20 protein-coding genes are annotated in these 18,693 nt (G+C 65.1%); 5 read left to right on the top strand and 15 right to left on the bottom strand.

Features of this window, described 5'->3' with window-relative positions:
* Nucleotides 1-46: 46 nt before the first annotated feature.
* Nucleotides 47-1,834: a LysM peptidoglycan-binding domain-containing protein gene (locus tag VFJ08_RS05325; RefSeq protein WP_324995922.1), complete on the bottom strand. Its 1,788-nt coding sequence runs from the start codon at nt 1,832-1,834 to the stop codon at nt 47-49.
* On the bottom strand, nt 1,824-2,600 hold the full coding sequence (gloB, locus tag VFJ08_RS05320) for a hydroxyacylglutathione hydrolase (protein WP_324995920.1): 777 nt from the start codon (nt 2,598-2,600) through the stop codon (nt 1,824-1,826). The genes VFJ08_RS05325 and gloB overlap by 11 nt, the downstream gene beginning before the upstream one ends.
* Before the next feature lie 35 nt (nt 2,601-2,635).
* On the opposite strand from gloB, the gene VFJ08_RS05315 reads away from it, so the two are divergent.
* From VFJ08_RS05315 to dnaQ, 3 genes are all read left to right on the top strand, one after another.
* Nucleotides 2,636-3,379: a methyltransferase domain-containing protein gene (locus tag VFJ08_RS05315; RefSeq protein WP_324995918.1), complete on the top strand. Its 744-nt coding sequence runs from the start codon at nt 2,636-2,638 to the stop codon at nt 3,377-3,379.
* Entirely contained in the window at nt 3,376-3,822 is a 447-nt protein-coding gene (gene rnhA, locus VFJ08_RS05310; protein WP_324995916.1) for a ribonuclease HI, read from the top strand. Before VFJ08_RS05315 ends, rnhA begins: the two co-directional genes overlap by 4 nt.
* 76 nt (nt 3,823-3,898) lie before the next feature.
* Nucleotides 3,899-4,615, top strand: a complete 717-nt coding sequence (gene dnaQ / locus VFJ08_RS05305; protein WP_324995914.1) for a DNA polymerase III subunit epsilon — start codon at nt 3,899-3,901, stop codon at nt 4,613-4,615.
* A 31-nt stretch (nt 4,616-4,646) separates the two neighbouring features.
* Here the strand turns inward: dnaQ and VFJ08_RS05300 are convergent, their stop codons facing one another.
* From VFJ08_RS05300 to VFJ08_RS05240, 13 genes are all read right to left on the bottom strand, one after another.
* Nucleotides 4,647-6,350, bottom strand: coding sequence for a Na(+)/H(+) antiporter subunit D (locus VFJ08_RS05300; protein ID WP_324995912.1), 1,704 nt, complete (start codon nt 6,348-6,350; stop codon nt 4,647-4,649).
* Nucleotides 6,343-6,654, bottom strand: coding sequence for a hypothetical protein (locus tag VFJ08_RS05295; protein WP_324995910.1), 312 nt, complete (start codon nt 6,652-6,654; stop codon nt 6,343-6,345). The genes VFJ08_RS05300 and VFJ08_RS05295 overlap by 8 nt, the downstream gene beginning before the upstream one ends.
* Nucleotides 6,651-8,117, bottom strand: coding sequence for a proton-conducting transporter membrane subunit (locus tag VFJ08_RS05290; protein WP_324995908.1), 1,467 nt, complete (start codon nt 8,115-8,117; stop codon nt 6,651-6,653). Before VFJ08_RS05290 ends, VFJ08_RS05295 begins: the two co-directional genes overlap by 4 nt.
* Nucleotides 8,114-9,610, bottom strand: coding sequence for a monovalent cation/H+ antiporter subunit D family protein (locus tag VFJ08_RS05285; RefSeq protein ID WP_324995906.1), 1,497 nt, complete (start codon nt 9,608-9,610; stop codon nt 8,114-8,116). Before VFJ08_RS05285 ends, VFJ08_RS05290 begins: the two co-directional genes overlap by 4 nt.
* Nucleotides 9,607-10,146: a cation:proton antiporter subunit C gene (locus VFJ08_RS05280; RefSeq protein WP_324995904.1), complete on the bottom strand. Its 540-nt coding sequence runs from the start codon at nt 10,144-10,146 to the stop codon at nt 9,607-9,609. Before VFJ08_RS05280 ends, VFJ08_RS05285 begins: the two co-directional genes overlap by 4 nt.
* Nucleotides 10,143-10,577, bottom strand: coding sequence for a Na(+)/H(+) antiporter subunit B (locus VFJ08_RS05275; protein ID WP_324995902.1), 435 nt, complete (start codon nt 10,575-10,577; stop codon nt 10,143-10,145). Before VFJ08_RS05275 ends, VFJ08_RS05280 begins: the two co-directional genes overlap by 4 nt.
* 2 nt (nt 10,578-10,579) lie before the next feature.
* Nucleotides 10,580-11,137 (bottom strand): DUF4040 domain-containing protein, encoded by a 558-nt coding sequence (locus VFJ08_RS05270; protein WP_324995900.1) that lies wholly within the window; start codon nt 11,135-11,137, stop codon nt 10,580-10,582.
* On the bottom strand, nt 11,134-11,454 hold the full coding sequence (gene mnhG / locus VFJ08_RS05265) for a monovalent cation/H(+) antiporter subunit G (RefSeq protein WP_324995898.1): 321 nt from the start codon (nt 11,452-11,454) through the stop codon (nt 11,134-11,136). Before mnhG ends, VFJ08_RS05270 begins: the two co-directional genes overlap by 4 nt.
* Nucleotides 11,455-11,484: 30 nt before the next feature.
* Nucleotides 11,485-11,772 (bottom strand): monovalent cation/H+ antiporter complex subunit F, encoded by a 288-nt coding sequence (locus tag VFJ08_RS05260; RefSeq protein ID WP_324995896.1) that lies wholly within the window; start codon nt 11,770-11,772, stop codon nt 11,485-11,487.
* A 2-nt stretch (nt 11,773-11,774) separates the two neighbouring features.
* Nucleotides 11,775-12,266 carry a Na+/H+ antiporter subunit E gene (locus tag VFJ08_RS05255; protein ID WP_324995894.1) on the bottom strand — a complete coding sequence of 164 codons (492 nt, stop codon included), beginning with the start codon at nt 12,264-12,266 and terminating at the stop codon, nt 11,775-11,777.
* Between the two features lie 69 nt (nt 12,267-12,335).
* Nucleotides 12,336-13,085, bottom strand: coding sequence for a TVP38/TMEM64 family protein (locus VFJ08_RS05250; RefSeq protein ID WP_324995892.1), 750 nt, complete (start codon nt 13,083-13,085; stop codon nt 12,336-12,338).
* Nucleotides 13,082-14,011, bottom strand: coding sequence for a metalloregulator ArsR/SmtB family transcription factor (locus tag VFJ08_RS05245; RefSeq protein ID WP_324995890.1), 930 nt, complete (start codon nt 14,009-14,011; stop codon nt 13,082-13,084). Before VFJ08_RS05245 ends, VFJ08_RS05250 begins: the two co-directional genes overlap by 4 nt.
* Before the next feature lie 92 nt (nt 14,012-14,103).
* A complete protein-coding gene (locus VFJ08_RS05240) occupies nt 14,104-15,255 on the bottom strand; it encodes a phasin family protein (RefSeq protein WP_324995888.1) in 1,152 nt (383 codons plus the stop codon).
* Nucleotides 15,256-15,495: 240 nt separating this feature from the next.
* Here VFJ08_RS05240 and fadB point away from each other — a divergent pair, with 240 nt between their 5' ends.
* Both fadB and fadA read left to right on the top strand, forming a co-directional pair.
* Nucleotides 15,496-17,646 carry a fatty acid oxidation complex subunit alpha FadB gene (gene fadB / locus VFJ08_RS05235; protein ID WP_324995886.1) on the top strand — a complete coding sequence of 717 codons (2,151 nt, stop codon included), beginning with the start codon at nt 15,496-15,498 and terminating at the stop codon, nt 17,644-17,646.
* A gap of 47 nt (nt 17,647-17,693) precedes the next feature.
* A partial coding sequence (gene fadA, locus VFJ08_RS05230) for an acetyl-CoA C-acyltransferase FadA (RefSeq protein WP_324995884.1) occupies nt 17,694-18,693 on the top strand: 1,000 nt, incomplete at its 3' end.

Genomic DNA, 18,693 nt, shown 5'->3' with positions numbered 1-18,693 from the left:
CTTCTCCTGAATTCGTGTCGTATCGCTATCGTACCCGGCGCAAACGTCAGCCCGATACCTCGGGTTGCAGACGCAGCCGTTCGCCCGGCCGGATGGTCGAGCCGGTGCTCATGTCGTTGAGGCTGCGCAGCGTGTTGACCTGCATCGAGAACCGGCTGGCGATCGACCACAGCGAATCGCCCGGCACGACTTCGTAGAAGCTGGGCAGCGGCGCCGGCCCGTCGACCGCGATCGTCGAGCCCGGCATCAGCGGCGTATCCTTGTGCATCCGGTTCCAGCGCCGCAGTTGCTCGACGGTCACGTCGTTGGCCTGGGCGATCGCCCATAGCGAGTCACCCGAATGTACGACCACGGTGCTCGGTGCCGGCGGTTTGGCGGCACCGGGAATATCGATGTGTTGGCCGGGATGCAGGGTGGCCACGGCCGAACCGTTGGCGCGCTTGAGGCTGGCTACGCTCACGTTATAGCGCTGGCCGATATGCCACAGCGTATCGCCGGACTGCACGATATAGGTCTGGCTCGGCTCGGCTGGCGGGGCCGACTGGTGACCGCCGGGGCGCGGCACGATCAGCGACTGGCCGATGCGTATCCGATCGCTCGGCAGATGGTTGGCTTGGCGCAACGCGGCGACGCTCACGCCGTAGGTTTGGGCCAGGCGGCTCAGGGTATCGCCGCGATGGACCACATGGGTGGTTCGATCGATCAACTGGCTGGGGTCGACACGGGCCAGTTTGCTGCGAAACGCCGAGGCCTTGGCCGCCGGGACCAGCAATTTGCTAGGGCCGTCCGGCTCGCTGGCCCAGCGGCGCATACCGGGGTTGAGCTTGCGCAACCGTTCCTCGGATATGCCGAGCATGTCGGCCGCAACCTTGATCGAGGTCTGGCCCGGCAGTTTCACCACCTCGGTGCGCGGCGCGTTGGCCAACTGCGGCCAACTCACGCCGAAGCGGGCCGGCGTCATCATGATCCGGCGTAGCGCCAGGAGTTGCGGCACGTACTGGGTGGTTTCCTCGGGGAGATCGAGGTCCCAATAGTCGGTCGGCTTGTCTTCGGCCCGGGCCTCGGCGATGGCGTCGTCGACGCGTCCGGGGCCGGCGTTATAGGCGGCCAGGGCGAGTAGCCAGTTGCCGTCGTAGCGCTGATTCAGGGTCTGCAGATAGTTCAGCGCCGCGTTGGTCGAGGCGATCGGGTCGTTGCGTCCGTCGTACCACCAGTCGCGGGGCAGGTCCATATAATCGGCGGTGCCGGGCATGAACTGCCACAGCCCGCTGGCGCCCGCATACGACTCCGCCGATGGGTTATAGCCGCTTTCCACAATCGGCAGCAGCGCAATCTCGGTCGGCATGTCGCGTTCTTCCACCTCCTGGACGACATGCCAGAGAAACGGGCGGGCACGCTGCAGCGACAGGCTGAGATGATTGGTGTGGGTGGCATAGAATTGTGTCCACACGCGCACCAGGCGACGCTCGTCGTTCGGGTCGAGCTGGAAGCCCGAGCGAATCTGGGACCAAAGATCTTGACTGGGCGCCGGCCAATCCTGCGGCGTGTAATGTTCGCGCACCACCGCGGCTTTATAGGTCGTGGTCCGGCCGCCGTCGTCGCTATTCTCCGCGGCCTGCTCCAAGATCTCCGAGGCCGCGGCGGGCACCGTCGTCGGCGCGCCGCCATTGGCTGCGTCGGCGCGCGTCGAGGCGGTGTTGCCGTGCGGCGCGGTCGCGCAACCGCCGACCACGCCGGCCAGTACCAGAACCAGGATAAGACCGCCCGGCGCCGATCGGGTCGTGTTGAATCGTAAACGCGGCCCGAGCCGCGTGCAGCATTTGTCAGTTCGCATCTTTCCAGTCGCGCAAAACCCCGAAAATTTCGCCTGGATCGTCAAGCTCGCGGCCGGCGTGCCGGCTGGCCGCGGCCCTTACGTTGTCGTCGTCCCAGCGCAAGAAGGGATTGATCCGTTTTTCCTCGGCCAGGGTGCCCGGTAAACTCGGCCGCCCCCCGGCCCGTAGCGCGTCGACATCCGCGATTGCGGCTCCGATCGCCGCGTTGTCCGGTTCGACCGTCGTCGCGAAGGCGAGATTCTTCTGCGTATATTCATGTCCGCCGTAGACGCGCGTATTGTCCGGCAGCGCCCTGAGGCGGGCCAGAGATTGCTGCATCTGGTCGTGTGTGCCCTCGAACACACGGCCGCAGCCGGCGCGAAACAGCGCGTCGCCCGCCAACAATACACCGTCGGTGTCGTAAGCGATATGGCCCAGTGTATGCCCGGGCACATCGATCACTTCGAACGTCGCGCCGAGAAAGTCCAGCGTGAAGCGATCGCCGCCGGCCACCCGATGGTCGATATTACCGATTTTGTCGGCTTCAGCCGCCGGGCCGTAGACCGGCGCGGGATGATCGGCTAACAGCGATGCGAGTCCTCCGACATGATCGCCGTGGTGGTGGGTAATCAGGTATGCGGCGATTTCGAGCCCGTGTTCGGCCAGATAATCGACCACCGGCGCCGCCTCGCCGGGGTCGACGACGGCGACGCGCGCGCTATCGCCGGTCGAGACGATCCAGATATAATTATCCGATAGCGCGGGAACAGCGTTGACTTTGAGCATCGCCGAATGTTGCCAACGGCCTGGGGCAAAATCAATTGTTTCGATTCGTCGCCGATGATGCGCAGGCTGCGCGGGCCTGGTTCGAATCGCCCGCCGCCGCGGTATGGCAGGCGCATGAAACCGCGTTGCTCGCGGATGTCCTGCCGGGCCTGACCGGCTATCGTTGCATTTACATCGGCGTGCCGAGCCTCGCCCGCCAGACCTGTGATTGCGTGGGTACCCTGCGCCTGTGGCGTGCCGATATCTGCGCGGGCGAAGGTGTGGATGTGCGGATCGACGGTCAGAACCTGCCCTGGGCGAGCGGCAGCATCGATGCGCTGATCCTTGCGCACGCGCTCGAACTCAGTGCCGAGCCGCACGCGCTCATCCGGGAATGCACACGCGTGCTCAGCCCGCGCGGGCAGCTCGTGAATCTGGCGTTCAATCCGTTGTCGCCCTGGGCCAGGAGCCAGGGTCTGCGGCGCTCGGCGCATCGCTTCGCGCCACGTTCGGTACCGCCGCGCGCGGCGCGCCTGGCCGACTGGCTGCGCCTGCTCGATTTCGAGACCACCGCCTGTTGGCGTTACGGTCCGGGTTTCCCGTTGTTCGGCCGCTGCTGGCAGGCGCATGTGGATACGCGTTGGCTGGCGCCCTTGGCCTGGGCGGCGCCGGCATACGCTTTGATCGCCCGCCGCCGTGCCCTGTGGCGCATCCCGCCGTCCGTCCGTCGCGTGCTCGCGCGCCGGCGCGAACGAGGTTTGGCATCGAGCCCGGCGGCCGGGCTACCATCGCGTCCATGACCAAGAACGTCACGATCTATACCGACGGCGCCTGCCGCGGCAATCCCGGTCCGGGCGGCTGGGGTGTGCTGTTAGCGTATGGCGAACATCGCCGCGAGCTGTGCGGCGGCGAGGCCAATACCACCAACAACCGCATGGAACTCATGGCGGCCATTCAGGCGCTCAACGCCCTGTCGTATCCGTGCCGGGTCGCGTTGTACACCGATTCCAACTACGTGCGCCAGGGCATTACCCAATGGCTGCACAACTGGAAGAACAACGGGTGGAAGACCGCGGCGAAGAAGCCGGTCAAGAACGCCGAACTGTGGCGCGCGCTGGACGAAGCCTGTCAGCGCCATGAGATTGAATGGCACTGGGTGAAGGGTCACGCCGGCAACACCGGCAACGAGGCCGCGGACGCGCTGGCTAACCGCGGTATCGACCAGATGACCGCCGCCGGGTGAGCGAATGCTGCATGGGGAACGCCGTTCATTTGCGGACTGTGCAAAGAACGCCCGACGAGCCTGACAGGAAAACGACATGCGACAGATCGTGCTCGATACCGAAACCACCGGCATGGACGCTGATGCCGGGCATCGCATCATCGAGATCGGCTGCGTGGAGATGGTCAGCCGCCGGCTGACCGGCAACGATCTGCATATCTATTTGCATCCGGATCGCGAAATCGATCAGGGCGCGATCGATGTGCACGGCATCACGCTGGAGTTTCTCGCCGACAAACCGCGCTTTGCCGAGGTCGGCGACCGGTTGGCCGATTATCTCGCCGACGCCGAGCTGATCATCCATAACGCGCCGTTCGATCTGGCCTTTCTCAACAAGGAGCTGTCGGACTTCAAGCCCGCGCACAAAAAGCTGGAGGAAGTCGGCGCGGTCATCGACACCCTGGTCGAGGCACGCCGGATGTTTCCGGGCCAACGCAACAGTCTCGACGCGCTGTGCAAGCGTTTCGAGATCGATAATTCGAATCGCGAACTGCACGGCGCGCTGCTCGACGCGCAACTGCTGGCTGACGTCTATCTGCGTATGACCGGCGGCCAGATCGATATCGCGCTGGCCGCCGAGGACGACAGCGACGGACATCAGCTCGCCAGCGCCGGTCTGGCGAGTTATCTCGACGGCGGGCGGCGGCCGCGCGTGCAGCGTGCCAGCGCCGACGAACACGCCGCGCACGAGCAATATCTGGATATGCTGGCGGGGGCGAGCGGCGCGTGTCTTTGGCGATCGCTGGATAGTTGATCGAGCCGTCGAGCGGCAAACGTCGATAGCCCTAGTAATAAAGCAACAGGTACGCGGCCAGCAGCGCGGTCACCCAAAGTAGCATCACGCCGGTGGTCCAGGTTCGGGCCATGACGCCGCGCACGCCGAAGGCTTGTTCCAGGCGTTGACGCGCGCCGGCCAGGCCAATCGTCGCGGCGCCGATGGCGCGCTTGCGCCCGCCCAGCAGCGCTCGCCGGCTACCCGCGACCACTATCGGCAGCGCACGGCGGTAAAGCCAGTCGGTATCGATGTTGATGCCGCGTACTTCCGGCGGATAGAGCCCGCTGCGATACAGCGTCACGAAGGCGAGCGCGGCAAACAACAACAGTTGCAGCTGATTGATCACGTGGGCGGCCGTATACGGCGAATAATCGACGTCGAACGGCAGGATCGCGTACAACGGCGCCGGGTACACGCCGATCCCGATACACAGCGCGGCCGTGATCGCCATCGCCGCGAGCATGTTGGCCGGCGCTTCCTTGACGCGATAACCCGCGTCGTGGGCGAAGAAAGAAAAAAACGGCACCTTGATGCCCGAGTGGTCGAGCACGCCGGCCGAGGCGATCAGCAGCACACACCAGACGATCCAGTGGTGCTGTTCGGCCGCCGCCGTGAGGATCATCGATTTGGTCACGAAGCCCGAGAACAAGGGAAAGGCCGAGATCGACATCGAGCCGACGATACAGAACACGGCGGTGGCCGGCATGGACTTGTACAACCCGCCGAGTTCGCTGGCCTTGACCGTGCCCACGCGGTAGAGCACCGCGCCCATGCTCATAAGCAGCAGGCCCTTGTAGAGGATATGGGCAAAGGCATGGGCCGCCGCGCCGTTGACGGCCAGCGGTGTGCCGATGCCGATGCCGACCACCATGAAGCCCAGTTGGTTGTTCAGGCTGTAGGCCAGCACCCGGCGCAAATCGTTCTCGATGACCGCGTAGAAGATCGGAAACAGCGTCATCACCGCGCCGATGGCGATCAGGATTTCGGTACCGGCAAAGCCGCGCGCCAGCGCATAGATCGCGAGCTTGGTGGTATAGATCGACAACACCACCGTCCCGGTGGGCGTGGATTCGGGATAGGCGTCCTGCATCCAGTTGTGCAGCAGCGGGAAGGCGGCCTTGATACCGAAGGCGAGAAATATCAGCCAGCCGCCGGCGGCCTCGAGCCCGAGATGGCCGAAGGCGATCGAGCCGGTGGCGCGATGATGGACGATGGCGCCGACCATCAGCAGCAGGCCCGAGATCACCTGGATGATCAGGTAGCGCAGCCCGATGATATGCGCGCGTACGCGCCGCCGCGCCCAGATCAGAAACACCGACGAGATCGCGGTTACTTCCCAAAAGATGAACAGCGTGACCAGATCGCCGGCCAGCACCGCGCCCACCGCCGCGCTGGCATAGATCAGCGAGGCCACGTGCTGGAGCCGGTCGTCCAGGTGCAGGGCGTATAACCCGGCCAGAAACGAACCGATGATGAAGATCGTGGCCCAGACTCTGGACAGCCCGTCGACGCGCAGCATGGTGAGATCGAAGCCGAACAACGAGACTTGGCCGTGCAGGCCGGTCGGCAGCGCCCAAAGCAGCATCAGGGCGAGCACCGGCACGCCCAGCAGCCAGATCGCGCGCACCAGACGCGGGGTGACGGCGAGCATCAACCCGGCCGCCATCAGCAGCAGGGCGGGGCTCGCGACGGCGGCGCCGAGCGCATCAGTCATCGCGGTGCTCCCGGCCGATGCTTTCCTCGAGATCGGCTTCGTCCGGGTCGGCCTCGCCGTAATAGTCCTCGTCTCGACGCAGCAACGGGCGCAGCGCTTTCGCCGACAGCACGATCAGGCAATAGGCTCCGAACCCGGCCGCCGGATAGAAGCCGAACCAGCCGTCGAAGCCGAAATACGGATGCTTGGCGTAGAACCACTCGGCGATCAAGAGACCCAGGCACACGACGGCCAGAGTCGCGATGACGGTATGGATCACGACCCGCCGCTCGAACCAGCCGGTGGGCCGTTCGCGCCGGCTCATGCGCCACCTCCCAACGCGAAGCCCACGAAGTCGATAATCGCATGCGCGAGGAAAAACAGCACGATACAGCCGGCCGCGGTGATGCACAGCGGGATTACACAGACCGCGGGCGCTTCCGCGATCCGGCCGGGCACTTCGGCGTCGCCGCGCAAAAAAAACGCCCGCGCGGGAATATCCAGCAGATAGACGATATTGAGCAGCGTCGACAACGCCAGCACGCCGAGCAGGGCGTATTCCTCGATGCCGGCCGCGCCGCTCATCAGAAACCATTTGCTCCAGGCGCCGCCCATCGGCGGCAGGCCGATCAGCGAAAGCGCGGCGATGGTGAAGGCAGTGAAGGTTAGCGGCATGGCGCGGCCCATGCCGTTCAACTGGCTGACGTACTTGCGATGCGCCGCGGTATAGATCGCGCCCGCGCAGAAGAACAGCGTGATCTTGCCAAAGGCGTGGGTCACGATATGCAGCGCGCCGCTGACCGCCCCCAACCGGGTCGCCAACGCGCTGCCGAGCACGATGTAGGACAATTGTCCGATGGTGGAATAAGCCAGCCTTTTCTTGAGATTGTCGCAATAGATCGCGATCACCGAGGCGACGATGATGGTGATCGAAGCCAGCCACAGAAACGGCTCGGTGGCGCTGGTTTCAAATGCATAATCCAGGCCGAAGATATAGACCGTGATCTTGAGCACCGAGAACACCCCGGCCTTGACTACGGCCACGGCATGCAACAGCGCCGAAACCGGCGTCGGCGCGACCATCGCCGATGGCAGCCAGCGATGCACCGGCATCACCGCCGCCTTACCGATACCGAACACGAACAATGCGTACAGCGCGATCGCGCCGGCGGCGCCGAGCCCGGAGCCGGCCAGAATGCCGCCGTGGGCGAAATCCAGCGTGCCGGCGACCAGATACGTGATCACGATCGCCGGCAGGAACAGCCCGATCGAGGTGCTGAGCAGAATGCCCAGATAGATGCGCCCGCCGACGCGCGATTCGGCGTCGCCGTGATGGGTGACCAGCGGATAAGTCACCAGTGTCATCATTTCGTAGAACACGAACAGCGTAAGCAGGTTGCCCGCGAAGGCGATGCCGATCGCCGCCGATATCGCCAACGCGAAGCAGACGAAGAATCGCGTCTGATGGGCTTCGCGGTTGGCGCGCATATAGCCCGCGGCATAGAAAGTCGTCAACGGCCAGAGCACGGCCGCGACCAGGGCGAACAGCAGACCGAGCGGCTCCAGGGTGAACGTGAAACCCAGCCCCGGCAGGATCGAAAACAGCGTCAGACTCGGCCGCTCGCCGGCCGCGATTGGGCCGATGAGCGCCAACGCGCCGCCCAGCAGCACCAGCCCGGTGATCACGCTTACGCCTTCGCGCAGGTTCGGCCGGCGCCCGGCCGCGATTACCCCCAGCGACATGAACGCCGGCCAGGCGACCAGCGCAATCAGCCAGGCCCCGCTCATGCGCCGGCTCCGAGCAGGGCGCTCGCCGCGCGTCGGGTGGCCGCCAGTTCAGGCGCGCCGTACAGCCCGATGGCGATATTGAGCGCTATCAGGCCCCAGGTGGCGAGCTGCATGGTCAGCGGCGCTTCGCCGCCCTCGTGCGCCGTATCTTCGGCATCGCGCGGACGAAAATACAGGGCTTCGATCACCTTGCCGATATAGATCGCCGCCAGTAGCGAGGCGATCAGCACGAGCGCCGCCAGCACGTAATGACCGGCCGCGATGAGGGCCGAAAGCAGCGCCCATTTGCTGACGAAGCCGGCCGTGGCGGGCACCCCGATCAGGCTCAGCCCGCCCACGACGAAGGCCGCCGAGGTCCAGGGCATGGTCCGGGCCAGCCCCGCCAGATCGTTGATCGAGGTCGCGCGGGCGCGCCAGGCCATGGCGCCCACGGCCATGAACAGCGCGCCCTTGATCAAGCCGTGGTTGACGATGTGCGCGAGCGCGGCCGACAGGCCGGCGGCGCTCGCCAGCGCGAAGCCGGAGACGATATAGCCCATCTGGGCGATGCTCGACCAGGCCAACAGGCGCTTGACGTCGGTTTGGAAGATGGCGGCGGTCGAGGCCACGATCATCGCGATCGCGGACAGCCCGAGCAGCGCCTGATTCAGCGGCAGCCGGTCGAACGCATAGCCGGCGCCGAACACGGTGAACACGAACCGGATCAACGCATAGACCGCGACCTTGGTGCTCGTGGCCGCAATGAATGCGGTCACCGCCGACGGCGCATAGGTATAGGCGTTGGGCAGCCAGACATGGGCCGGAAACAGCGCCGCCTTGAGACTCAGGCCCACCACGATGAAGGCCAGGGCGGCCTGGACCGTGCGCGTATCGAACACCGCGGGCAGACGGTCCGCCAGATCGGCCATGTTCAGCGTGCCGGTCATCATGTAGGCGAGCCCGACGCCGATCAGCAGGAACGTGCCGCCCACCGTGCCCATGATCAGATACTGGAAGGCCGAGAGCAGCGCGCGCCGTTTCGGCCCCATCGCGATCAGCGCGTACGACGACAGCGACGAGATCTCGAGAAAGACGAACAGATTGAACGCATCCCCGGTGATCGTGATGCCGACCAGTCCGGCCAGGCAGGCCAGCATCAGCGCGTAGATCAGATAGAGCCGTTCGGCCGCGACCTCGCGCGCCAAGCCGGCGCGGGCATAAACCGCGCTGACGGCCCCGATGCCGGCGACCAGCAGCAGTACCACGGCATTAAAAGCATCGATGACGAGTTCGATGCCGAACGGCGGCGCCCAGCCGCCGACGGCGTAGTCGATCGGGCCTTGCGCGGTGACGCGTGCAAACAACACGCAGGCCATGGCGAAGACGAGCCAGGTGGCGACCAGATAGAGCGCCCAGGCCGCGGCGGCGCGATGCGCGAGCACCACCGCCGGCACCGCCAGCAGGGGCACGACCACGACCAGGATCGGAAGCTGGCTGACGACACGCTCGATCATCGGCGGCGATCGCGCTCGTGATCGTAGTTGTAGTCGTGATCTTGGTCGCGTTCGTGATCGTGTTCGGCGCCGTCATCGCCGCCGCCGGGTGCGTGCGGCTCCGCGGCTTTCGCCGCCCGCGAGCGCGCCGCTTCCTTGGCCTGTTCGGCCTCCTGGGTAACAAAGTCGGCGGCCAGGACCTCGTCCTCCTCGGTCGAGCCGTAGGCTTCGTGGATGCGCACGATCAGCGCCAGCCCCAGGGCCGTGGTCGACACGCCGACCACGATCGCGGTGAGAATCAGTACTTGGGGCAACGGATGCGCATACACCGCATGATCACTTGCCGGGCCGCCGGTCAGAATCGGCGCGGTCGCGCCGTGGATATAGCCCATGCTGATGTAGAGGATGAATACCGAGGTCTGAAACACATTGAGCCCGATCAGCTTCTTGACCAGGTTGTCGTGCGCGATGACGGTGTAGAAACCGATCATCATCAGCGCGATGACGACCCAATAATTGAACAGCCCCGGCACGGTCCCGGTGAGGAAAGCGCTCATTCTTCGCGGCCTTTGACACGGCCGCGGCCGGCGAACACATAGAAGATCGCGATCATGATCGAGGCCACGGTAACGCCGACGCCGAATTCCACGATCAACAGACCGTAGTGTTGGCCGTGCACCGGATCATGGGTGAGCACGCCATACTCGAGAAAATTACCGCCGGCGGCCATCGTGGCCACACCGGTGCCGCCATAGATGAGCACGCCCAGCGACGCGCCGATGCGCAGCGCGCGCGGCGGGATCGCGGCGCGCGCGGCCTCGACCCCGAAGATCAGACCGTAGAGGATGATCGCGCTGGCCAGAATCACGCCGGCCTGAAAGCCGCCGCCGGGGCTGTAGTCGCCGTGGAACTGCACGTACAGCGCGAAGATCAGGATCGGCGGAATGATGAGCTGCGCGACCACGCGCAGCACGGTGTGTTCGCGCATGACTACGCCTCGTCCGAACGCTTGGTGCGACGGCCGCGGCCGAGCAGGATCAGCACGCCGAGGCCGGCGGTGAACACCACCGCGGTCTCGCCGAGCGTGTCGTAACCGCGATAGCCGGCCAGCACCGCGGTCACCGTGTTGGGTACATCGATCTCGTGTTGTTCGGCCACCAGATACTTATGCCGCAGCGGGTGGGTCTGCACCGGGGTGTCGGCGGCGCCGAAGCGCGGCATGTCCAGGCTGGCATAGACGAGTATCGCGCCGGTGGTCGCGGTCACGGCCAGGCCGATCGCCCGGCGCGAAGTCTTGACCGGCTTCTCGCGGGCGCGTGTCAGGCCGAAGGTCGCCAGAAACAGCACGGTGGTCACGCCGGCGCCGACCGCCGCCTCGGTGAGCGCGACATCGGGGGCGGCCAGCAAAGTGAACAGGCTGGCCGACAGCAGGCTGTACAGGCCGGTCAGCATGGCCACCGGAAACAGATGGCGCATGCCGGCCAGCGCCAGCGCCACCGCGACCAGAAACACCAGCAGACCGAAATTGAGCAGGATCTCGATGCTCATCGGCGCGTATCCTCCTCGGAATCCGGCTTGAGCCCGTCTTGACGCGCGGCGCGTGCCAGGGCGTGGGTGGCGGTGGGCCCGGTGATCAGCAGAAAGACGACGATCAGCACCAGCCGGGCCGTGGTCAGGCCGAACCCGGCCTGGATCATCAGGCCGGTCAGAATCAGCAGCATGCCCCCGGTATCCGCGACCGAGGCGGCGTGAATACGGGCGAACAGGTCCGGCATGCGCAGCATGCCGAAGCCGCTGATCACGCAGGCCAGCGCGCCGGCGACGATCAGCGCCCAGCTCGCCATATCGGCGATCCAGCTCAGCATGGGTACAGTCCTCGGTCGCGTCCGGGTAGATTAAACATCGGATTCGTCGTTCGCTTCGCCGGTCCAGCCGAGATCGCCGTATTGCATGAACTTGAGCACGGCCACGGTGCCGATGAAGTTGATCAGCGCGTAGGTGATGGCCAGATCGAGAAAGTCCGGCCGGCCGCTGAAGAAACCGAGGATCGCGATCAGCAGCACGGTCTTGGTGCCGAACAGATTGATCGCGAGTATCCGGTCGTAGACCGTCGGCCCGGCGAGTACGCGTATAAGCACCAGCAGCATGGTCACCGCCACGCCGATCAAGCCGGCTAGAAACATGGTTAGTCCGCCTTGTCTTCGGGCCGGCCTTCCAGCCGGGCGACGCGCGCGGCCATGATGCCGGCCTGGATATCGGCGGCGCCGCCCTCGGTCAGCGCATGCACGATCGCCTCGTCGTTCTCCAGGCCTATGGTCACCGTGCCGGATGTGAGCGTGATCGAGTTGGCGAGGATGGCCTGGCCGAGCGGATCGTGAATGCGGGTGTCGATTTTTACCGTGCGCGGCGAGATGGCGGCGCGTCCGCGTAACAGGCGCAGCGCGACATCCAGGCCCGAACGCACGATCTGAATGCCCAGCCAGACGACGTAGCCCGGCAGGCGGGGCAACAGCTCGATCGGCACCGCCTCCGCGTTGATCAGCCCGAGGCGACGGCAGAGTGCGACGGTGAACGCGCAGGACAGCGCACCGAGGGCCAGCGTCAGCGGGGCGTAATGCCCGGAGAGCAGCAGCCAAAGCGCCACCAGGCCGGCGACCAGGCCGAGCAGATAACGCACGGCAACTCCTCGATGCGATGACCTCGATACGATGACCATAACCGACGTTACAAAAGCCCGCTTGGAGGGTCAATTTATGTCTTGTGCAGAGGTTTTCTCGGCCTGGGCGGCGAGCACCTTGCGCCGGCGGTAGGCGATGTAGGCGATGATAGCGCTGACGACTAGCAGGCAGCCCGAAATCATCAGCTGGGTGCTGTCGATCAACTGTTCCGGCGAAAAGCTGCTGCGCTTGAGCAGCTTGGGCAGATTCACCGACGCACCGAACGACACGAAGGTCACCATCGGCGGCAACATGCCGATGACGCTGCCCGCGGTGTAGGACAGCCAGGGCACGCGCAACAGGCCACAGGCATAGTTGACCAGATCGAAGGGCAGGAACGACGCGCGCAGCACCAGCACGGTCGGAAACGACTGCTCGACCAGCAGGCGCCGGAACGCGGCGATACGCGGGTTGCGGTCCGAGGAGCCGTCGCCGTCGACATCGGTGCGAAAGAAGCGTGCGAGCAGGTAGGCGGTCTGGGCCGACACGTTCTCGCCGATCAGGCCGAAGATAAGCCCAGGAATGAAGCCGAACAGGCTGCCGCCGGCGATGGTCAGCCACATGGCCGGAAAGAAAGTCAGCGGCCGCAGTGCATAGATGACGATGTAGATGACCGGCGCGACCGGATTGTCGACCACATAATCGTAAACCAGCCGCATGATCTCGCGAACGGTCAGACCTTGTTGCCAGACCCAGACGACCAGGCCGCCCAGAACGACGATCCAGAGCAAGCCGATGATCAGGCGAAGATGCCGGGGGCGTCCGCGGGATGCGCTCATGGTTTGTCGGCGCTGGCGGTGATCAGTCGGAAATAAGGCGGCTGACGTTCGCGGGAGCGTTCGGCACAGTCGCGAACCGTGAGGCCCGCCTGGGCGAGCCAGCCGCCGATCTGATCCGGGCGGAAACCGAGATTGACGTGATCGTAGGCTGCCACCGTGGCCTCGTGTTCGTGTCGGGCGATTGTCGCGACCACGAGCCGGCCGCCGGGGCGCAGCACGCGGGCGCCTTCGCCGAGCGCGATCGCGGGATGGGCACTATAGCTCAACGCGTGCAGCATAAATACCTGATCGAACGCGTTGTCCGGCCAGGGCAAGGCGTGCATGTCGCCGACTTCGAAGGCGACGTTCGGGCGGTTGGCCAGCCGGTGACGGGCGGCCTCGATAACGGCCGCGCTGAGATCCAGACAGGTAAAGCAGCGCGAGCGGGGGCTGAGCAGCTCGGCCAGTACGCCGTCGCCGGAGCCCACATCCAACACGTTGCCCAGGTCGAGCAACTCGATCATCGAGCGACTGACCGCTTCCCAAGTCCGGCCCGGCGAATACTGGCGTTCCATGCGCCCGGCGACCGATTCCGCCCAGCCGCCGCGCGCCGCGCGCCGGCGCACGATCTCGGTGGCGCGCTCACGGTCCTGGGCCAACTGCGCGTCGTCGATGCGCTCGGACAACAGCCCCCAGAGCGGCCGCAGGTCGCGCGGCCAACGGTCGGCATCGACCGTGTAGCGGTTGCCGCCACCGAGCCCGCCGTCGACCAGCCCCGCTTCGCGCAGGCGCGCCAGATGGCTCGAGATACGGCTTTGGGTGAGCTGCGTCACCGACGTGAGTTCGGCCACACTCAACGGCTCGTGCCCGAGCAGTACAAGCAACCGCAGCCGGGTCGGCTCGGCCAGAAGACGAAGGAGCTGGGAACTAGCGTTGAGATCGAGCATGGAATCAATTCGGGGAACCGGCAGCGCCCGGTGAGCGTGCAATAAAAAGGCCGCTCATGGTGAGCGGCCCCGTGAGCCAGCGAGCCGGCCGGTCAGGCGGTTGACGAACCGGAGCCGCTCGAATTGCCGCTGCCCGACGAGCCGCTCGATCCGCTGGGCGACGATTTCGTGGTCGACGACGAGTTTTTGCTGCGCGACGACGACTTGTCGCCCGCGGATTTCGTACGCGTCGAGCCGGAACCGCCGGTCGCGGTGCTTTTCTTCGCGCCGCCGGTCTTGCTGCGCGTGCCGGTGCTCTTGCTCGTCTTGGAGCCGCCGCTCTTGGCGCTCGAACCGGCGCGCTTCGAGCTGGTCTTCTTTGCCGAGCTCTTGGACGAAGACGACTTGCCGGACGAGCTCTTCGAACTCGAGGACTTGGACGACGACGACTTCGCCGCGCCGGACTTGGCTTTACCGCTGGACTGGGCCTTGCCGCTGGCTTGGGTCTTGCCACCGGAGGAGGGCGAACCCTTGCTTGTTCCGGCCTTGCCCGTAGTGGTGCCGGATGCGGCCCCGCCGCTCGATGCCGACGACCGGGTGGCCGAGGACGAACCCGAGGTTTTGCCGGTCTTGGACGCACCGCTGCGTTTCTTCGCGGTCGAGCGCGTGGCCGAAGTGCCCGATCCGCCGGACGTGGCGGGCGTACCGGCGCTACGGTCGTCGGCCGGCGTGGCCCCGGGCACCGCGCCCACCGCATCGCGCGTGGCCGAACGTACGCCGGTTTCGGTTTGTTCCGCGGCTTGGCCGGCCGCATCCTGCGCGGTTCGGGCGTACCGGCCGGCCTCGGCGCGCGCCTTCTCCGCCGCGCGGGTGGCGGCCTGCTGGGCGGCCTCGCTCATCTGTTCGACGCGTGTGTCCGTGCCGCTCAGGTTGTCGCGGATTTGAATCGAGACTTCGCGCCGCGTGTTCTCGAGAATCGCCAGGCTCTGGCGCGCGTTCGACAGAATCCGGTCCATCGTATCCTGCAGCAACTGGGCCTGGGCCAGCGCAAGATCGCGCGGCGATCCGCCCTGTTTCAGGGTTTGGAGGCTGGTCAGCGCCTGTTCGTAGTGGGTCTTGATCGCCGAGAGTTCGTGTTCGGTGAGCTGCTCGATGCCGTCGTAGATGGCCTTGTTGGCCGACGCCAGCGCCCCGGTGTAATTACGTCGCAGCGATTCGATATCGCTACGGATCTGCGTGATTGGATTCTTCCTAGAACGCGCCATGGTGAAAACGTCCGTGATCCGGCGAATAAAACGCTAGATAATCACGCTCGTCCAAGCCTGTCAAAAAGCGCCGCGACGGGCTTCGCGGGCACACGGCGTTTTTGGTAATGGCCGTTACCAAAAGCGTCGATGCCGTTGTAGGACGCAAGACAATACGCTAGCGTATTGTTCGATGTTTTCACCACAGGCAGACGCCGGACCGCTCGCCGGTCGGCGTATTTATTTTGGAGCGTGTAATCCATGTTGTACGACGGATCGAAACTTACGGTCAGGGTGGACGGCGATATCGCCATCCTATGTTTTAACGCCCAGGATGAATCGGTCAACAAGTTCGACGACGCCACCATGACCGAACTCGGCGAGGCCGGGTCCGCACTCGCTAAAGCCTCCGGCATCAAGGGGCTGCTGGTGACTTCGGGCAAACCCGCCTTCATCGTGGGCGCCGACATCATGGAGTTCGGCGAACGCTTCAAAAAACCCGACGACGAACTCGCCGCCGGCATGGCCGAGTCGCTGGCCATGTTCAACACGATTGAGGATCTGGATTTTCCGAGCGTGACCGCGATCAACGGCATGGCCCTGGGCGGCGGGCTGGAAATGTGTCTGTCCACCGATTACCGCGTGATGGGCGAATCCGCCCAGCTCGGCTTTCCCGAAACACGTCTTGGCATCTATCCCGGCTTTGGCGGCACCGTGCGCGCGCCGCGTCTGATCGGCGCCGACAACGCCATCGAGTGGATCGCCGACGGCAAGAACCGCGACGCCAAAAAAGCGCTGGCGGTGGGCATGGTCGATGCCGTGGTCGCCGATGACGATCTGAAAGCCGCCGCGCGCGATCTGCTGGCCCGGGCGATTGAGGGCGAGTTCGACTGGCGGGCCCGGCGCGCCGACAAGACCGGGGCGCTGGCGCTCAACAAGACCGAGGCGGCGATGGTTTTCGAGACCTCGCAGGGCTATGTGATGAGCCGGACCCAGGGTCACTATCCGGCCCCGATTGAAGCCATCCGGCGCATCGCGCAGGCGGCGCACATGCGCCGCGACGACGCGCTCAAGGTCGAAAGCGAAGGCTTCATCAAGGTCGCCAAGAGCCCGCAGGCGGCGGCGCTGATCCAGCTCTTTCTTAACGATCAACTGATCAAGAAAAAGGGCAAGAAGTACGCAAAAGTCGCGCATGAGGTCAACCGGGCGGCCGTGCTCGGCGCCGGCATTATGGGCGGCGGCATCGCTTATCAATCGGCCTCCAAGGGCGTGTCGACGTTAATGAAGGACATCGCCGAACAAGCCGTCGACCAAGGCCTGGAAGAGGCCGCCAAACACTTCGCCAAGAGCGTGGAGCGCGGCAAGCTGGACAACCGTCGAATGGCCGAAGGCATGTCGCGCATCCGGCCGACCCTGTCCTATGCCGAGTTCGAGGGTGTCGATGCCGTGATCGAGGCGGTGGTCGAGAATCCCAAGGTCAAGAAAAGCGTACTGGCCGAGACCGAGGACAAGGTCGCCGAGCGGACGATCCTGGCCTCGAATACGTCGAGCATCTCGATCGACGAATTGGCCACGGCGCTGAAACGGCCGGAAAACTTTCTCGGCATGCACTTCTTCAATCCGGTTCACCGGATGCCGCTGGTGGAGGTGATCCGCGGCAAGGCGTCGTCGGAACAAGCGATCGCGACCGTGGTCAGCTTCGCGCATAAGCTCGGCAAGACGCCGATCGTGGTCAACGACTGTCCGGGTTTTCTGATCAACCGGATCCTGTTCCCCTATTTCTTCGGTTTTCAACAGTTGATCGCCGACGGCGCGGATTTCGCCAAAATCGATCAGGTGATGGAGAAATTCGGCTGGCCGATGGGCCCGGCCTATCTGTCCGACGTGGTCGGCATGGATACCTCGCAGCATGTCGAGACGGTGCTCGCCGAAGGTTATCCGGATCGTATGAAGCAGGACGAAAAATCGTCGCTGGATATGATGGTGGAGAACAACCGGCTCGGCCAGAAGACCGGCGCCGGCTACTACCAATACGAAAAGGACAAAAAGGGCAAGCCGAAACGCTCGCAGGATCCCAAGGCGTACGAACTGATCAAGACGGTGCAGCGCGCCGATAAAAACTTCGAGGCCGGCGAGATCATCGATCGCATGATGATTCCGATGATCATCGAAGCCGCCAGAGCCCTCGAGGAGGGCATCGCCGAGACGCCGAACGAGGTCGACATGGGGCTGGTCATGGGCCTCGGTTTCCCGCCGTTCAGGGGCGGCGCGCTCAAGTACGCCGATGCCGAGGGCTTGAACACCGTTTGTACCAAGGCCGGCCGGTATTCGCATCTCGGGCCGCTCTACGAGCCGACGCCGCGCATGCTTGAGATGGCCGCCCGGGGTGAGACCTATTACGCGATGTCGTAGGCGCGCGGTCCGCAGCCACGCATCGAACGCAATATTTGGAGAATGTCATGCAAGCCAATGGCAGCAATGAAGTCGTGATCGTCGACGCGGTGCGTACCGCGATGGGCCGCTCGAAGGGCGGCATGTTCCGCGAAACCCGCGCCGAGGAACTCTCGGCCGCACTGATGAAGGCGCTGGTTGCGCGCAACGACCTCGACCCGAACGAGATCGAGGACGTCATCTGGGGTTGTGTCCAGCAGACCAAGGAGCAGGGCCTGAACATCGGCCGTAATGCCGCCTTGCTGGCGGGACTGCCGCATACGGTGGCTGGCCAGACCGTCAACCGGCTGTGCGGTTCGTCCATGCAGTCGATCCACACCGCGGTCGGCGCGATCGCGGCCGGCATCGACGGCGTCTATCTCTGCGGCGGCGTCGAGCACATGGGCCATGTGCCGATGAATTACAACATCGATATCGCGCCGCAGCTGTCCAAATACGTCGCCAAGCCGGCGGCGATGATGGGCCTGACCGCCGAGATGCTCGCCAATATCCACGGCATCGACCGCCGCGCGCAGGACGAATTCGCGCTCGCCAGTCATCAGCGCGCACACCGGGCCAACGTCGACGGCGGGTTCGCCGACGAGATCGTGCCGGTACGCGGCGTGGACGAAAAGGCGCACCTGCGCATGTGCGATGCCGACGAAGTCGTGCGCGCGGATGCGAGCCTGGAAACGCTGGCCTCGCTGCGGCCGGCGTTCAACCCCCGAGGCGGCACGGTCACCGCCGGCAATTCATCGGCGATCTCCGACGGCGCGGCGGCCGTGCTCGTGATGTCCGCGGACAAGGCGAAGGCGCTCGGCCTCAAACCGATGGCGAAGATTCGCGGCATGGCGGTGGCCGGCTGCGATCCATCGGTGATGGGGCGCGGCCCGGTGCCGGCGACCCAGAAGGCGCTGAAGCGCGCGGAGGTAAGTCTTTCCGATATCGACTACATCGAACTCAACGAAGCGTTCGCCGCCCAGAGCCTGGCCGTGATCAGAGAGTTGGGCATCGAGGACCGCCGGGACG

This window comes from Salinisphaera sp. (genome assembly GCF_035690525.1).
Lineage (GTDB): Bacteria > Pseudomonadota > Gammaproteobacteria > Nevskiales > Salinisphaeraceae > Salinisphaera.
This window is presented reverse-complemented; position numbering and strand designations above follow the sequence as displayed.